The following is a 16,490-nucleotide window of genomic DNA, read 5'->3' as shown; positions in this document are numbered from 1 at the left end:
AAAAATTTCATCTACTAAATAGATTTGATAGATTACTCCAAGAAAGGTGAAGAGCATGTCACTATCAATAAATCATAAGGCAAAAGAATTGGAGGCCCCGGGAATCCGAAAATTTGCTAATCAACTTGTAAACTTTCCAGACGCTGTTAATTTAACGATAGGTCAGCCGGACTTTCCGACCCCAGAAGCTATAAAAAATGCAGGCATACGTGCCATTGAAAACAATCAGACAGCCTATTCACATAATGCTGGTTTACTAGAGTTAAGGCAGGCTACCGCTTCTTTTTTCGAAGATATTTATGGCTTTTCATACGACCCTGAATCAGAGATAATCGTAACAAATGGGGCAAGTGAAGGAATTGATTCTGTTTTTCGAACAATCCTTGAAGAGGGCGATGAAGTGATCATTCCTGCCCCTATTTATTCGGGGTATGAGCCGATTATTGAATTATGCGGGGCAAAAGTGGTTTACTTAGATACGTCAGATACTGGCTTTCTTCCATCACCGGAACGTTTGAAAGCAATGATTACGCCGAAAACAAAGGCCATTCTATTGAATTATCCTTCGAATCCTATAGGAATTACATTAGAACCTAACTTAATGGATACTCTTGCAGGGGTATTAGAAAACGAAGAGATTTATATTTTGTCAGATGAAATTTACAGCGAAAATACTTTTGGTGGCAAGCATCACTCTTTCGCATCTTATCCGCAGCTGCGTGATCGTATGTTTCTTATTCACGGATTATCAAAATCTCATTCTATGACAGGATGGCGAATTGGCTTTGTTTTAGGACCCGAAAAATTAATGCAGCATGTTTTAAACGTCCATTTGTATAACTCAATTTGCGCGTCATTGCCAAGCCAATATGCAGGAATCGAAGCATTGACAGCTTGCCGGGATGTGCCTGCAAAAATGAATATTGAATATATTAAGCGCCGGGACTTTGTCTACGATCGCCTTACAAATATGGGACTTGATGTCGTCAAGCCAAATGGAGCATTCTATATTTTCCCTTCCATTAAAGCATTTGGGATGCCGTCTTACGAATTCGCAACGAGACTTCTTTACGAAGGTGGAGTAGCAGTCGTTCCTGGCAGCACGTTTACTGAACATGGAGAAGGCTATATTCGTATCTCCTATGCTTATGCGATGCCGATGCTGGAAAAAGGAATGGATAGGCTAGAGCAGTTTATTGTAACATTAAGAAAGCAAAATGAGAAAAAGGTTAGTATTTAGGACTTACACTAGCAAGTATTAAAAACTGATGGAAAATCCTAAATCTTCCATTGGAAAAGGAGCTATTGAAATGAGTAATGTAAAATGGGGCACACCAGAATCATTACGCGCTTTACTTTGCGAGCTTGTAAGCTGGCAGAGCAGAACCCTTACAGAAGGAGAGTGCGAATTCGCTTATCTTGTAAAAGCGAAGTTAATGGAGCTAGATTACTTCAAAAAGAACCCGACCCACACAGCTCTGCATGACTCTGGATTAGGACGCAATGTTGTTACCGCTTTATATAAAAACCCGGATGTGACTGAAACGATTGTCCTTATTAGTCATTTTGATACGGTTCACACAGAAGAATACGGGGATCTCGAGCCGCTGGCGTTCCAACCAGAAGAACTGACGAAAATATTAATGACTCGTTTAGACGAGCTTCCAGAAGACGCACGGATTGACCTTGAGTCTGGCCAATACTTATTCGGTCGCGGCACGATGGACATGAAAATGGGTCTAGCCCTTCAAATGGCTATGATTGAAAAAGCGAGTATAGAGAACTGGCCAATCAATTTATTACTCGTTACTGTACCAGATGAAGAAGTGAACTCAGCTGGTATGCGTGCTGCAGTTCCAGAGTTAGTACGTTTACGCGATGAGCACCAATTGACATATAAATTATTCTTAAATAGCGAACCATCATTCTCCCAGTCGCCAGGAGATCCCAACTATTATATTTATTCTGGAACGATCGGGAAAATCATGCCTGCTGTTTTATTCTATGGAAAAGAAACACATGTCGGAGAGCCGATGAGCGGTATGACTGCTAACTTTATGGCATCCTTTTTAACGCAGCAAATGGAATGGAATCCAATATTCCGTGAGTCTGATCTTGGCGAAAACACACCATTACCTGTTTCACTTCAGCAAAAAGACTTAAAAATGGAATACTCGACCCAAACGCCATATCGGGCGGCAGCTCTATATAACGTCTTCCTGATGAAACGGAGCGCTGCTGAAGTAATGGATATTTTCACCGAAGTAGCCAATAAAGCGGCTGAAGCTTGTAATACTGCCTATTTAAAAATTTGTGAACACGAAGGTGTTAAGCCGGTCGGAAAAGTGAAAGTCTTACGCTATGAAGATCTTCTCCAGTATGCTGAGAAAAAATTAGGTGCTGAAGCTGTTGCAAAAATTAAATCTAACGCTTTATCAAATACAAATTGGGATGACCGCGAGAAGTCGATCCGTATCGTGGATTCCCTCATGATCCAGTGTCAAGAACTTGGACCGACAATGGTTCTGCTTTATGCACCTCCATACTACCCGGCGGTCAACACATCTAATGATCCGCTCGTTATCGAATCGGTTGAATTAATGAAAAAAATCGGTATCGAGAAATTTAATTTAGAAGTGAATCAAATTCATTACTTTAATGGTATTTGTGACCTTAGCTACGTTTCTTATCAGGATGATGCTGATGGCTGGACCGCCTTTGAACGAAATACACCAGTATGGGGAGACACATACAGCATTCCATTTACTGAAATGCAGCAGTTACAAGCTCCAGTACTAAACGTGGGGCCTTTCGGAAAAGACGCTCACAAACGCACCGAGCGCCTTCATATCGAAAGTGCCTTTGTCCAGCTGCCATTCATGTTAGAAACACTCATCCACAGCTTGGTGGCAGACACGAAAGAAAGACAAATTAGTTAGTGACGGATTTTCTCCCGGAATGCGAGAAAAGCAGCCTTCAAACCTCCGAGCAAGGACAAGGACATTCCTTCTCAAGACGAGGAGTTACTATAAAAAAAGCAGGAGAACCAATTCTGGAACTCCTGCTTTTTTTTATGCTTTTTATAAATCCTCTACCACAATATAAGTAGCTTTAACCGGTCCGTGGACACCAACGACAAGTCTCGATTCTATATCTGCGGAGTTACTTGGTCCTGTAATAAAATTTATACAAGAAGCGACATGCTCACCGCTTTTTACTTTTTCCCTCATGATTCTCGCTGCCTGAGTCATTCTTGGCACGATCGTACTTTTAGGAATAAGGATAACGGATGATGCAGGCAGGAAGCTAACAGTTCTTCCTCTATTATTGTTGCTGAAAAGAACCGCTGTCCCAGATTCAGCAAGGGTAATATCACTTATCGTGATGCCCACATTTGCTTTTTCTGCAAGCTCAATATTTTCTTCTCCTCTTGACGGATCCCATTCATGAAATTCAATGTTTTCTTCTGGCCATTTTTGATTAAACAAAGACGTTAGTCCAAAGTCCTCAAAACGGGAGTCTTTCCATGACAAAACCGGTCCTCCGCCGTAGTTGGATACAATCTTTTTCACTGTTTCATTTAATCCGTTTTTGTTTGTTACAACGAGATCCGTGTGTATTTTCGTGCATTGAATTTTAAGAATTTCGAGTAATTCATTCGAATCTGCATCCTTTAATACTGCATCCTGAGGTTGATACTTCCATCGCGGTCTTTCCACTTTAACATTGAACTGATCTCGCCCTAAGCGCCCCGCGATATCGCTAAGAAACAAATCTCTATTCTGTATAGCACCCTTCATTAATTGTTCCCTCCTTTGGACCGCTCTTTAAACCAATCACGAAAACGTTCTTTATTCGGTGCAGGAAATTCCCGGATTTCAGTCCATGCCTTTAACGGACCAGGCCCATTCGAGATTTTATCTCCAACAGTGAAGGGATTCATTGCAGATGGTGCCATTTTGGAGCCTAATTTATAAAGTGCAGGAGAAGCAGCGCCGAGCCCAAATGCCTTCATAGCGAGCTTTTCTGAAATTGGCGCCTTGCCTTCCTTTTCCACAATCACTTGTCTATGCTTATGAAGCAATTCGTGTAAAGGGATTTTTACCGGACAGGCTTCCGTACATGCCCCGCACAATGTTGACGCATAAGGAAGCTCTTTGTAATCATCATAGCCCCCTAACAGTGGAGATAAGACCGCCCCGATTGGCCCTGAGTAAATCGAACCGTAAGAATGTCCACCAACATGACGGTAAACAGGACAAACATTCACACAGGCAGCACAGCGAATACATTGGAGAATGGACTGAAAATCTCCTCCTAGGATTCCTGATCTTCCATTATCAACAATGACTAAGTGGAAATCTTCCGGCCCATCCACATCCCCTTCATCTCTTGGACCAGTTAGGACAGTCACATAGCTTGAAAGCTTTTGACCGACCGCAGCTCTTGTTAATAGACTAACAAGGACGTCCAATTCTTCATATGTCGGAACGAGCCTTTCCATCCCCATCACCGTTATTTGTGTTTTCGGCAATGCTGTTACTAAATCGGCATTCCCTTCATTTGTCACTAAGCAGATGGAACCCGTTTCAGCAACGGCAAAATTGCAGCCTGTAATTCCGACATCTGCTGTTAAATACTCCTGGCGAAGGGTTTCCCTGGCATGCCAGGCTAGCTCTTCAGGCTTTTCAGATTTTTTATAGTTTATTTTTTTCGCAAATACGTCTCTCACTTGCTCTTTATTTTTATGCATGGCTGGACCAACAATATGGGAAGGCGGATCATGATCATCCAACTGAAGAATGTATTCTCCTAAATCCGTTTCAATGACCTCACAGCCTGCATTTTCTAAACAGGCATTCAAATTAATTTCTTCTGTCACCATCGATTTAGATTTGACAACTTTTTTGGCGTTTTTCTTTTCAATAACTCCTCGTATATATTCATTCGCTTCATCGGCTGTTTTGGCAAAAAACACATGCCCGCCTCTATTAGATACAGTTTCACTTAATTGATATAAATAGGAATCCAAATTTTCAAGTACATGCTGTCGGATTTCCTCTCCATGAGAACGCCATTCTTCCCAGTTTCCAAGCTCCTCTGCCGCAATCAGTTTCCTTGCCCTTAAATTATCCTGTGCACTGGCAACCGCTCCTCTCATAAAGGCATTCTGAATACCGGCGTCCACCCGGTTATTAAAATCATCCGTTCCAATTTTCATTGGCATTCTTATTTCCCCCTTCGAAAAACACAAATTCTGTGAAATGTTACTAACGGTTATTTAATACTTCCGCAATATGCAAGACTTTAATCGGTTTGCCTTTCCGTTCGATTCTTCCGCCAATGTTCATCAGGCAGCCCCCATCCGCTCCAATTAAATATTCTGCTTTCGTCTCCTCTACATGCTGGACCTTTTCGTCCACCATTTGCTCTGATATTTGCGACATTTTTACCGAGAATGTTCCTCCAAAGCCGCAGCAATTATGTTTTCCTGGAAGCTCTGTAAATTCCAGCCCTTTAACATGGCTTAATAGCTTCATCGGTGCTTCTTTTACTCCTAGCAATCTTGTCATATGGCATGAGGTATGGAATGTTGCTCTTCCATCTAGACGTGCTCCTACATCTTCTATTTGTAAAACCTCAACAATAAATTGTGTTAATTCGTATGTCTTTTCAGCAAGCGCTTTTGCCCTTGGCTCCCAAACAGGATCTCCCTTAAATATTTTCGGATACTCGTGAAACATATAGGCACATGAACCTGAAGGAGATACGACATATTCAGCGTGCTGAAAGGTGTTAATCATTCTTTTCATCGCTTCCTTCGATTCCTTAACATACCCGCTATTATAAGCTGGCTGCCCGCAGCAAACCTGTGAATCGGGAAAATCAATTTCACACCCTAAATGCTCTAATAGTTCCACCGTTGCCTTCCCAACATTACTTTGAAACATATCAACTAAACATGTAGCAAAAAGAGATACTTTCATATTTTCATCCTCTTCTCTAAATAATATTGCCTAGCTATAAGCATCTTACTGATCAACAGGTCATCTGATGACCTGTTATATAAAAAATCCCTTATTACTTTTATTAAAAGTACTTTTTTAGGATGGCTTCAACATGATCTAAATGCTTAAGCATTGCTCTTACTGCATAGTTTTCGTCACTTTCAAGAATTGCTTTATAAATTTCCAGATGCTCTTCATATATTTCTTCACTCGAGGCTTGCTTGGAAAATTCCGATATTTTATGCGTTTCCTTCATTGCTTCTTGTGTTAACTCTGAAATATGGTTTAATAGACTAGCAAGTAATACATTCTGTGAAGCCTCTGCTATAGCTAAATGGAATTTAAAATCTGCCTTCTCAATTAACCCTTCATTCTTATATGCGTTTTTCAAATCATCAAGGGCCTCTTTCATAGCATGTAAATTTCCCTCTGTCCTGTTTTTGGCTGCAATTGCCACAGCTCCAGTCTCGATGATTTTTCTTACCTCAAGCAAGTTCTTAATATCTTCCTTATTCATTAAAATGACTGTTGAAAGGGGAAGATGGATTTGCTCTGAATCAAACGCCTTCACATACGTACCTTCTCCCTGCTTCATTTCAAGCAACCCCATTGCACGCAAGGCAGATAAGGCCTCTCTGATGGCGGAACGCCCCACTTGAAAATTCTCCGCTAGCTGCTGCACAGAATCCAATTTATCACCTGGCATTAATTGTCCAGACTGAATCATTCCATAAATGGCTTCAGTAACTTCTTCATATATTTTTTTGGGTTTTATTTGTTTATATTTCAATTGATATTCACTAATCCTTTATCCTATTGTTTGAATCATTATAACACGGGAGATTCCCGTGTGGTGGAATATTCACACTACTTTTTTAAGAAGATGGGAAATGGGGACAGAGCTTGTTTCTCGTGAGTTAAAAGGAACCGCTGAAAGAAATACCATCTAAATGAGATCAATCTTTGATTTATGACAAAAAGGACAGTCCTTTTGCTTTCAATATAATAGAAAGCAAGAGAACCGTCCCCTGTTATTTATATTTTTTTCAGATCAATTTCAAGCTGTTTTTTACAAAGCCCTGCTTTATTCAAAATAAGCCCACTTGTATTGAACATCACCAAGTCCAGATACATGAACACCTTGTAAGTTCTCAACTTTTACCCAGTTTAGTGTGTAGAAGTAAATTGGAGCGACTGCCATTTCATCCATAAAGACTGCTTCAGCATCCTTTAATAATTGTTGACGCTTCGCTGCATCGCCTTCAACAGCAGATTTAGCAAGTAAGTCCTGGAATTCTTTGTTTTCCCAGCCAGTATTGTTGTTACCACCATCAGCATCACGGTACATTTCTAAGAAATTGATTGCATCATTAAAGTCACCTAACCAGCCTAAACGACCAACATCGTAATCAAGTGAATGCAATTTATCCAAGTATACTGCCCACTCCGCATTATCAAGCGTAACTTCAACTCCTAGGTTTTGTTTCCACATATCTTGGATCGCCTGTGCAATCTTTTGATGTGCTTCAGACGTATTGTAGGAAAGCGTTACAGCAGGGAATTCAGATACATCTTTATAACCAAGTTCTTCTAAGCCTTTTTGTAAAAATTCTTTTGCTTTTTCAACATCATTGTCTGGGAAGTAACCCTTTTCATTTTCAGGGAACATAGATGGAGGTACAATCGCCATCGCTGGGAGCTGTTCACCTTGAGTAATGTTGTCAATGATTTCTTGACGGTTGATTGCATGAGCAAAAGCTTTACGGATGTTTACGTTATTAAAAGGTTCAATTGTTGTATTGAACTTGTAATTGTAAATACCAGCAATAGCTTGAGTAGTTAAACGCCCTTGATCTTTAAGAGCCTGCATAGCATCTGTTGGCAGATTACCTGTAGGCGATCCTGCCCAGTCAAGCTCCCCATTATCAAACATAGATAATTCCGTATTAGGATCATTAACCATGATCATTTCGATTCTTTCTAATTTTCCAGCACCGGCATCCCAATAATTCTCATTCTTTTCTAGGACAATTTTATCACTATGAGCCCATTCCGTCATAACAAAAGGTCCGTTAGATGTGTAGTTTTCACCAGCATCGTTAGCCCAATTTGGATTAGCTTCAGCTACTTTGCTGTTAATTGGAAAATAAGTATAAAACGCTGTTAGTTCTGTAAAATATGGAGTCGGGTTTTCTAATGTGACTTCAAGCGTTTTCTCATCTAAAGCTTTAACACCAACTTCATCTAGTGATCCGCCAGCAGTATTTGCAGCTTCTGCACCATTAATATAATAAAGCTGGTATGCATACTCAGATTGATTATTCGGGTCTAAAGCCCATTTCCAAGCATATTCAAAATCATTTGCTGTTACAGGATCACCATTTGTCCATTGTGCATCACGAATAGTAAAAGTATAAACCTTTTGGTCTTCTGAAACCTCAATTTTTTCTGCTGCCGCTTCTACAGGCTTACCTTCTTGATCAATACGTGTTAAACCTTCGAATGTTTGAAGCAATACTGCACCAGAAGTCGTATCCTTCGCTAAACCTGGATGTAAAGAAGGTGGTTCCGTATTAATATTTATTCGTAAATTCTGTGGCACTTCAGCCTTTTCTTCTTGCTTTTCTCCACCATTTTCGTTGTTTTTTGGTGTTTCAGTGGTGGTTGTTTTCTTGGCACCGCCGCAAGCCGCTAAGAACATACTGAGAACTAGCAGCATGCTAATAAAGATAAAATTCTTCTTACTCACTATATGACCCCCCTTATGAATGTTGCACCATCGGTTTTCTATTACCCCATTCTTTTTATAAAATAAACTAGCAACTAAGATGTATAGATAAAATCGTCAATTGTTTTGCTTCTCTTCTTACTTGGGGGTAATTTATAAAAAAGTCCGAGTGTTAAGATAATTATAAATTTTATAGAATAATAGGGCAAGTTATATTTTTCTGTACAATCCTCCTCTTTATTTTTGGCAATCGAAAAAGCAAGCTAGTGAATTAACAATGTGAATTAGACTTTACTATTTTAATCACTTATAATATTTGAATATTATTTCAAAAAACTAAAAAACAGGGTGTATAAAAATGAATAAATATTCGGTGGTTTTCAAAGGGACTGCTTTTTCCAGCGAGTCGCCTAAAGAAGTTAAAATTTTAAGAGACTATCTTTTCTATATTAATTCGGATGGAATGATTGAAAAAATGGTTTCCCCGGATGATGGAGATTATCAATCCTTACTAGATGAGTATCAAGGCAAGGAAAACTTCCATAGCTTAGCTGATGGTCAGTATTTTTTGCCTGGTTTTGTCGATTTACATGTTCACGCACCGCAATGGGCGCAGTCTGGTACAGCATTAGATATTCCGCTCTACGATTGGCTTAATACCTATACCTTCCCGATTGAGTCCAAGTTTGCTGATCTAGATTTTGCAAACGAGGTCTATCAGGAGGTCGTCAGCACTTTGCTGGCAAATGGCACAACAACGGCGCTTTATTTTGCCACAGTTCATAAACAAGCTAGTTTAGAATTAGCAAAAATATGTGCTGAAAAGGGACAACGCGGTTTAGTCGGAAAGGTTGTAATGGATGATCCCGAGCAGAACCCTGAATATTATCGGGATGCAGATGCGAAGACAGCCTTAGCGGATACGGAGGAATTTATTTTAGCCGTCAAGGAATTAGCAAAATCAACGAAACAGGGTGTTTATCCAGTTGTAACACCGCGTTTTATTCCTAGTTGCACGGATGAGGCATTGAAGGGTTTAGGAGAATTAGCAGTAAAATATGATACTTATGTTCAGTCCCACTGCAGCGAAAGTGATTGGGAGCATGGGTATGTGAAAGAACGATTTAATAAGAACGATGCGTTTGCTTTACACGATTTTGGTCTGCTTCGTGAAAAATCCGTTATGGCGCATTGTAATTTCTTAGATGATGACGATGCCGAGTTATTTGCTAAAACAGGCACAGCTATTGGCCATTGTCCAATCTCAAATGCTTATTTCGCCAACAGCGTTATTCCAATCGCCCACCTCCATTCCAAAGGAGTAGAAATTGGCCTCGGATCTGATATTTCAGGAGGGTTCTCACCAAGCCTTTTTGATAATGTCAGACAAGCTGTTATGTCTTCTAGAATGCTAGAGGATGGCGTTAATCCGAATGTACCTGCTGAAGAGCGCGGGAAACCTAATTCTCGGATTACAATTAATGAAGCTTTCTATCTTGCAACAGCCGGCGGAGGGGAAAGCTTAAGCCTGCCAATCGGCCGCCTAGCTGAAAATTTCGCTTGGGATGTACAAATTATTGATACGAAAATAGGCACAGCTAAAATACCGTTATTTGATGAAAATGAAGAATTAATCGACATCTTCCAGAAAATTATGTATCTTGCACGCCCCGAAAACATTCGTGAAGTGTGGGTTCAAGGGGAAAAAGTTCATTCGCGCGGCGAATAACGTAAATTGACTAGTAATGTGCGTAAATCCGGATTATCGTGCAAATAATCGCATGTAAAATTAGTGAGCGAAATAATATATCTCAAATATATTCGATTTGTTTGCGAAACTTACTAGTTTGTTTGCGAAACTCTGGTTTGTTTGCGAAACTCACCGAGTTGTTGGCGAAACTCACCAGTTTGTTTGCGAAACTCACCGAGTTGTTTGCGAAACTCACCGAGTTGTTTGCGAAACTAAAAATGACCTCTTAGAAAGTCTATTTTCTAGAGGTCATTTTTATTTATAAATAATATTTATTATTAAACTTCATGCCCATCTGATGTTTCTCCCAAAAGCATATCTACTTGCTCTAGCCAACACTCACTTTTTTATGCAATGACTTAGCTTGCATTTGATACATTTGGTCATAGATGCCGCCTTGTGCCAGCAGTTCATCGTGGGTGCCTTGTTCTTTAATTACGCCTCGTTCTAACACAAGAATCCGATCAGCATTTTTAATCGTTGAAAGTCTATGAGCAATGATAAACGTTGTCCGTCCTTTTTTCAGAACATCCATTGCATGCTGGATAATTTCCTCCGTCTCTGTATCGATATTGGATGTGGCTTCATCCAATATTAAAATCGCGGGGTCAAATGCGAGTGCCCGTGCAAAGGAAATGAGCTGGCGCTGTCCAGATGAAAGGGTGCTGCCTTTTTCAATCACTGGCTCATCAATCCCTTTTTCCAGATGCCCTAATACTCGTTCGGCACCTACTGCTTTCAAGGCTTCTTCTACTTGTTCCCGCGTGATTTTTGGATCATTTAAGCTAACGTTTGAGGCAATCGTTCCTGTAAATAAATACGGATCCTGTAAAACAATGCCCATATGCTCGCGGATCGTCTGTCTTGGCATGGATGTTATGTCAACACCATCAATATAGATCTTCCCTTTTGACGGATCATAGAAACGGAACAGCAAGTTCATAATAGAGCTTTTTCCGGAGCCTGTATGGCCAACAAGTGCCACTGTTTCTCCGCGCTTCGCTTCAAAGGATAACTCCCTCAGTACGTAATCATTATCTTTATAGGCAAAAGATACATCTTCGAATACGACATGCCCATCGTATCTTGGCATTGTTTCCTGTGATACTTTTTCACCTTTGATATCTAATACCTCAAACACACGATTTCCCGCAACAAGCGAGCGTTCAAGCTGCGAAAACTGATTTACAACATTCGTAATAGGATTAAACAATCTTGTTAAATAATCAACGAATGCATATAAAGTTCCCGCAGACACCATTTCAGCGGCCGTAATGGAACGGGTGCCAAAATATACGATAAAAATGGTAAACATGATAAGCCGTATGACATTTACTAAGTTAAAGGAAGTTGCTGAATCCAAAAACAATAATTTTCTCTGATAGGCATAATGCTCTTCATTCATATCATCGAATTCCTTCGTCATCTGCTGCTCACGACGAAAGGCTTGAATAATCGTCATTCCTTGAATAGATTCATTAATCATCGCATTAATGTCGGCAATTTTCGTCCGAATCACACCATTGTACCGCTTCGCATATTTTCGATATACAATCATCCACAGATAAATAAATGGAATCATAATTAAAGCAATCATCGCCAGTTTCCAATTCAAAATAAACAGCGCAATATAGACACCTGCGATCGAGATGAAGCTGGTCGCGAAATTTGAAAGTACTTGCACATATAAATTTCTTACAGCTTCTGTATCATTTGTGACACGTGCGACAATTTTCCCAGCTGGCAGGTTGTCAAAATACTGTATTGGCAATGTTTGTATATGCCCAAACACATCCTTGCGCAATTTTTGAACAACTCGATTTGCGCCCATTTGCAAATAAATATACATAAAATAGCGTAATATCGCTGTTGCGATCGCTAAACTAAGATATAAACAGAGCAGCCAAGCAATCGGCTTTATTTCAATGATCCCCATTGTCATATGCTCATCGATAATTTTCTTAGCGATAAACGGGCCTGCAAGATCAGTAAAGACCGCAGCCGATAAGAAAAATAGCCCAATAAAAATGGTCCGCTTAAAATGCATCGCATACTTCGTTAATCGTTTACTCGTACTCATGCCCCGCCTCCTTCTAGCTGTTGACGGTCAAACTGTTCCTTATACCAGCCTTTTTGTCCGAGAAGCTCTTCATGTGTTCCCTGCTCAATAATTTGCCCATCTTCTAGAACAATAATCTGATCTGCATGCTGCACGCTAGACAGACGATGTGTTGTAATAATGGTAGTCTTGTCATTTCTTTCATTTTGAATGTTTCTAATAATACTAGCCTCTGTTTTGGCATCGACTGCTGACAGAGAATCGTCAAGGATTAAGATCTCAGGGTCTTTAATGAGCGCGCGTGCAATCGACACACGCTGCTTTTGCCCGCCTGATAATGAAACCCCTTTTTCGCCAACCAATGTTTCAAGTCCACTTGGCAGATTCTCTAAGTCCTTTTTAAAGTACGCAAGGTGAATGGCTTTTTCCAAATCAGCCTCTGTTGCATCCTCTTTCCCAAATAAAATATTTTCCCGAATCGTCCGTGAAAATAATACATGATCCTGCGGGACGTACCCAATCCAATCAAGAATCTGATCTTTAGTTTGGGAGGCGATGTCGATTCCGCCAATTTGTAATTGCCCTTCATTAAGTGGATATTCACGCAGTAATTGTCTGAGGAAAGTTGTTTTTCCCGCACCTGTTTTCCCAACAATTCCAAGTGTTTCTCCCTTTTTGAGTGACAAGGATATTTTCTTTAAGTTTTTCACCTGACTCGTTGGATATTGAAACATAAGGTCATCAAATCCAATGGCACTCGGAGCCGCAACAGCAACCGGGTCCTTCGTGTCTTGAACATCCGCTTCATAGTTAAGCGTTTCCTGCACACGATCAAGTGAAGCATTCCCCTGCTGCATCACATTAATTAGCTCGCCAATCGCGAAAATCGGCCAAACCGCAAGACCTAAATAAACGTTAAAAGTGACGAGCTGACCGACCGTCATTTCACCATTTGATACGAGAACAGCACCGTAGCCGAGTGCTACAACATAGCTAATACCTGTTCCTATTTTCGTGATCGGACCAAATAATGCGTTTATTTTCGCTGTATGCATATTTTTTTCGTATACTTCTTCACTCTTGACGGCAAAGTCCACTTCATCTTTTTTCTCCTGCACGTAAGCACGAATGACACGCACTCCGGCAACAGATTCTAGAACACTATCATTCAGTTCCCCAAATGCATCCTGTGCTTTCATATATCGTTCATGAACAAGCTTCCCAAAATACTGAATGAGAACCGCCATAATTGGCACAGGCAACATGGCAAAGAGCGTTAATTTCCATGAAATCATAAAACCCATTGCCAAAATAATCGCACCTAAATATAAAGTAGAATCAATGAGTGTCATAATCCCGAAGCCCGCTGTTAGTGCAACAGAATTTAAATCATTTGTTGCACGCGCCATCAAGTCGCCTGTACGATTTTTTTCATAAAAGGTTGGCGTCATTTTGAGAAATTGAAGCATTAACTTACGGCGCATGATCCTTTCGAGATTAATCGCCCCTTCAAATAAGCGGTACTGCCAAACGAAGTTCAAGAAATAGCCACCAATAATAATCGCAATGAATATGAGAATATATTGGCCTAATAGCGCTTTTGTCATGACACCAGCAGTCAAAATATCAATAATGGAGCCAAGTAAATACGGAGGCACCACCTCAAGTACACTAGCAATAATTAAAAAGAAAACGGCAACTGTATATTGTCTCCAATACTGACCGAAAAACCGATTCAACTTCCCTAAAACATCAAACATCGATCAAACCCTCTTTCTCTTTCAGGTTACGAACATAGCTACCCACTATCTAGAGATTCCTTTCTGAAAATCAGTCTTCTTTGCCAGTTTCGCATTGTCAACGACTCCTCACTCTTATATTAACTAAAAAATTCCAATAAAAAAGATGCATACCCTAAAAAGAGCATGCATCTCCAAAAAGGTATAGAAATTCCCCCATACCCTTCTATGCTTCTGGAATTCACAATTACACAGAGATTAGGCATGGACAATGTATGAAATTTTTCATCTTGAAGTTCATTTTCACCATTCTCATTGTCCTTACCTCCCTCTATAAATGTTGATATATCAATGGTTTAACCCATTGTTGAGGTGTCAAAAAAATATTTTTCGACACGATTCCTAACAATATTTTTATATTATGTGAAACTATTCCAACATATGGGTACGCTTCGCGGTCACTACTGGATAATAATAGAAAGTAGTGATAGGAAATTATGAGATGCACAATGGATCTCTGCGTAGCTTATGATGACGTACCCTCCCATGTCTCTGGGCATCAGTGTGCCTACATTCCTTCGTTCGGTCTAGTCATAAGGCAGAGGCTAGCGAAGCTCCTTTAGGGACTCTCGGTCGAATGGTGAAAATATTGCCAGCTTCTCCGTGTCATCCTTTTGTCTAGGTATAAGGGGACGTAGAGCTTTACGCAGCCTCTACGAGACTAGGAATATCCCTCATCATTCGCTGTTCGTCAAACGCTTTGTGCTTAGTGCTTATCCCATGTAGTACTTTTAATAGCTTACCGCATAGAACTACGATGGATTGCTTCTTGCGTAAGGGATTAACCTTACGGTTTGTATAATACTCGTGTAACTTTTTAAAGGCTTCGTTGTGGAGAATCATCGGCATCATCACTCGGAACAGGAGGGCACGTAGTTTTCTTCTGCCTCGTTTGGAGATGCGCTTTTGTCCTTTGTGCAAGCCAGAGGAGTTTTCACGTAACGTTAATCCCGCGAGTTTGATTAGTTGGCGTGGATCTTCGTAGTGAGAAAAGCTTCCGATTTCAGCTAATAAATCGACAATTGTTGTATCTCCAAGCCCTGGAACCGTTGATAACCATTCATATTCTACAGTCGTTTTTACAAGATTAACTAAGTGTTGAGAAATGCTTTCGATATCTTTTTCGAGCTGATGGTAACGGCGGACAAGTGTGGCTATTTCAATACGGGCCATCTTATGTCCTTCAGTTACACCAATAGACCTCTCGGCGACTTCAATGATTCTCGTTGCTTTCGGTCTTTGAGGGGATTTTAACCCATCGACCTTCCGATAAAGCGCTAAAATTTCTTCAGGCTGTTTCTGGTGAAGATCACTTGGAAATGGAGTACATTCAAGTACGGCCATAGCCATTTTTCCGAATGATGGGAAAACCTGAGTGAATTCAGGAAAATAGCGATCTAACCAGCGAATGATCATGTTTTTTACAGACCCTAGTTCTTCTGTCAATTTGCTTCTTAACGTTGACCCGACGCGAAGTTCAGCTTCCATACCTTTCAAGATACGGGGATAGCTGAACCGTCCGTCTTTTAAAAGACGAGCAATCACAAGTGCATCTTTGCGGTCATGCTTCGTTGGCAAATTATCATCCAACTCTTTCGACCGTCTAACATGCATAGGATTAACCATGACTAGGGGGATGCCCCGTTCCTCAAGGAAATAGGCGATATTGAGCCAATAATGGCCAGTCGGTTCAATCCCGATAATGACTTCTGTTTTTCCGTTTTCTCTCATTGCAGCGAGAATACGTTGATAGAAAAGCTCGAATCCATCTCCAGATTGAGAAACAGAGAATGATTTTTGGAGCACTCGTCCACGGTCATCTACAAAACAAGCGAAGTGTGTCCGCTTGGCAATGTCGATTCCCACAACTAGTGTTTTTTCGGTGACTTGATTTATTTTCTGATTTTGTTTAAAATCCATTTTGGAGTCCTCCTTGGTTAACTAAGTTAGGGGTCAATTCGCCACACGATTTGACACCCCGTATCATACCAAGAGGGCTCTTTTTTTTTCAAGTCCCCGAAAATACTTCTAACAGGAATGCTCCTTTGCTAAATTGTTTAGTGTTCTTGAAGATTACCATCTTTTTCATATAATTGTCAACTGTCAGACAAGGTAATTTTTGTTATTTTCTAATCATAAGAAAATG

At 40.4% G+C, this 16,490-nt stretch carries 11 protein-coding genes; 3 read left to right on the top strand and 8 right to left on the bottom strand.

From position 1 onward, the window contains the following. Positions 1-55: 55 nt before the first annotated feature. Both RRV45_RS01570 and RRV45_RS01565 read left to right on the top strand, forming a co-directional pair. Positions 56-1,240: an aminotransferase class I/II-fold pyridoxal phosphate-dependent enzyme gene (locus RRV45_RS01570; protein WP_315667014.1), complete on the top strand. Its 1,185-nt coding sequence runs from the start codon at positions 56-58 to the stop codon at positions 1,238-1,240. A gap of 70 nt (positions 1,241-1,310) precedes the next feature. Next, complete coding sequence (locus tag RRV45_RS01565; RefSeq protein WP_315667013.1) at positions 1,311-2,939, top strand: M20/M25/M40 family metallo-hydrolase; 1,629 nt, start codon at positions 1,311-1,313, stop codon at positions 2,937-2,939. A 141-nt stretch (positions 2,940-3,080) separates the two neighbouring features. Here the strand turns inward: RRV45_RS01565 and RRV45_RS01560 are convergent, their stop codons facing one another. From RRV45_RS01560 to RRV45_RS01540, 5 genes are all read right to left on the bottom strand, one after another. Next, positions 3,081-3,800, bottom strand: a complete 720-nt coding sequence (locus RRV45_RS01560; RefSeq protein WP_315667012.1) for a LutC/YkgG family protein — start codon at positions 3,798-3,800, stop codon at positions 3,081-3,083. Further along, the gene (locus RRV45_RS01555) at positions 3,800-5,227 is read right to left on the bottom strand and encodes a LutB/LldF family L-lactate oxidation iron-sulfur protein (RefSeq protein ID WP_315667011.1); all 1,428 of its coding nucleotides are present in this window, start codon (positions 5,225-5,227) and stop codon (positions 3,800-3,802) included. The genes RRV45_RS01560 and RRV45_RS01555 overlap by 1 nt, the downstream gene beginning before the upstream one ends. A 43-nt stretch (positions 5,228-5,270) precedes the next feature. Then, positions 5,271-5,987, bottom strand: a complete 717-nt coding sequence (locus RRV45_RS01550; RefSeq protein WP_315667010.1) for a (Fe-S)-binding protein — start codon at positions 5,985-5,987, stop codon at positions 5,271-5,273. A 103-nt stretch (positions 5,988-6,090) separates the two neighbouring features. Further along, positions 6,091-6,798 (bottom strand): FadR/GntR family transcriptional regulator, encoded by a 708-nt coding sequence (locus tag RRV45_RS01545; RefSeq protein ID WP_315667009.1) that lies wholly within the window; start codon positions 6,796-6,798, stop codon positions 6,091-6,093. A 294-nt stretch (positions 6,799-7,092) separates the two neighbouring features. Further along, complete coding sequence (locus tag RRV45_RS01540) at positions 7,093-8,757, bottom strand: peptide ABC transporter substrate-binding protein (protein ID WP_315667008.1); 1,665 nt, start codon at positions 8,755-8,757, stop codon at positions 7,093-7,095. A 337-nt stretch (positions 8,758-9,094) separates the two neighbouring features. On the opposite strand from RRV45_RS01540, the gene guaD reads away from it, so the two are divergent. Then, on the top strand, positions 9,095-10,465 hold the full coding sequence (gene guaD / locus RRV45_RS01535; protein WP_315667007.1) for a guanine deaminase: 1,371 nt from the start codon (positions 9,095-9,097) through the stop codon (positions 10,463-10,465). Between the two features lie 349 nt (positions 10,466-10,814). Here the strand turns inward: guaD and RRV45_RS01530 are convergent, their stop codons facing one another. The 3 genes from RRV45_RS01530 to RRV45_RS01520 form a co-directional block, all read right to left on the bottom strand. Further along, the gene (locus RRV45_RS01530) at positions 10,815-12,566 is read right to left on the bottom strand and encodes an ABC transporter ATP-binding protein (RefSeq protein ID WP_315667006.1); all 1,752 of its coding nucleotides are present in this window, start codon (positions 12,564-12,566) and stop codon (positions 10,815-10,817) included. Next, on the bottom strand, positions 12,563-14,305 hold the full coding sequence (locus RRV45_RS01525) for an ABC transporter ATP-binding protein (RefSeq protein ID WP_315667005.1): 1,743 nt from the start codon (positions 14,303-14,305) through the stop codon (positions 12,563-12,565). The genes RRV45_RS01530 and RRV45_RS01525 overlap by 4 nt, the downstream gene beginning before the upstream one ends. Positions 14,306-14,986: 681 nt before the next feature. After that, complete coding sequence (locus RRV45_RS01520; protein ID WP_315667004.1) at positions 14,987-16,264, bottom strand: IS110 family RNA-guided transposase; 1,278 nt, start codon at positions 16,262-16,264, stop codon at positions 14,987-14,989. Between the last annotated feature and the right edge of the window lie 226 nt (positions 16,265-16,490).

It is taken from the genome of Bacillus sp. DTU_2020_1000418_1_SI_GHA_SEK_038 (assembly GCF_032341175.1).
GTDB lineage: Bacteria > Bacillota > Bacilli > Bacillales > Cytobacillaceae > Cytobacillus.
The sequence above is the reverse complement of the archived record's forward strand: the minus strand, read 5'-3'. Positions and strand labels throughout refer to the sequence as shown.

Bases quoted from the DNA above. Each gene is read 5' to 3' on its own strand.
- RRV45_RS01570 (WP_315667014.1), top strand. From the start codon at position 56: ATGTCACTATCAATAAATCATAAGGCAAAAGAATTGGAGGCCCCGGGA.
- RRV45_RS01565 (WP_315667013.1), top strand. From the start codon at position 1,311: ATGAGTAATGTAAAATGGGGCACACCAGAATCATTACGCGCTTTACTT.
- RRV45_RS01560 (WP_315667012.1), bottom strand. From the start codon at position 3,800: ATGAAGGGTGCTATACAGAATAGAGATTTGTTTCTTAGCGATATCGCG.
- RRV45_RS01555 (WP_315667011.1), bottom strand. From the start codon at position 5,227: ATGCCAATGAAAATTGGAACGGATGATTTTAATAACCGGGTGGACGCC.
- RRV45_RS01550 (WP_315667010.1), bottom strand. From the start codon at position 5,987: ATGAAAGTATCTCTTTTTGCTACATGTTTAGTTGATATGTTTCAAAGT.
- guaD (WP_315667007.1), top strand. From the start codon at position 9,095: ATGAATAAATATTCGGTGGTTTTCAAAGGGACTGCTTTTTCCAGCGAG.
- RRV45_RS01530 (WP_315667006.1), bottom strand. From the start codon at position 12,566: ATGAGTACGAGTAAACGATTAACGAAGTATGCGATGCATTTTAAGCGG.
- RRV45_RS01525 (WP_315667005.1), bottom strand. From the start codon at position 14,305: ATGTTTGATGTTTTAGGGAAGTTGAATCGGTTTTTCGGTCAGTATTGG.
- RRV45_RS01520 (WP_315667004.1), bottom strand. From the start codon at position 16,264: ATGGATTTTAAACAAAATCAGAAAATAAATCAAGTCACCGAAAAAACA.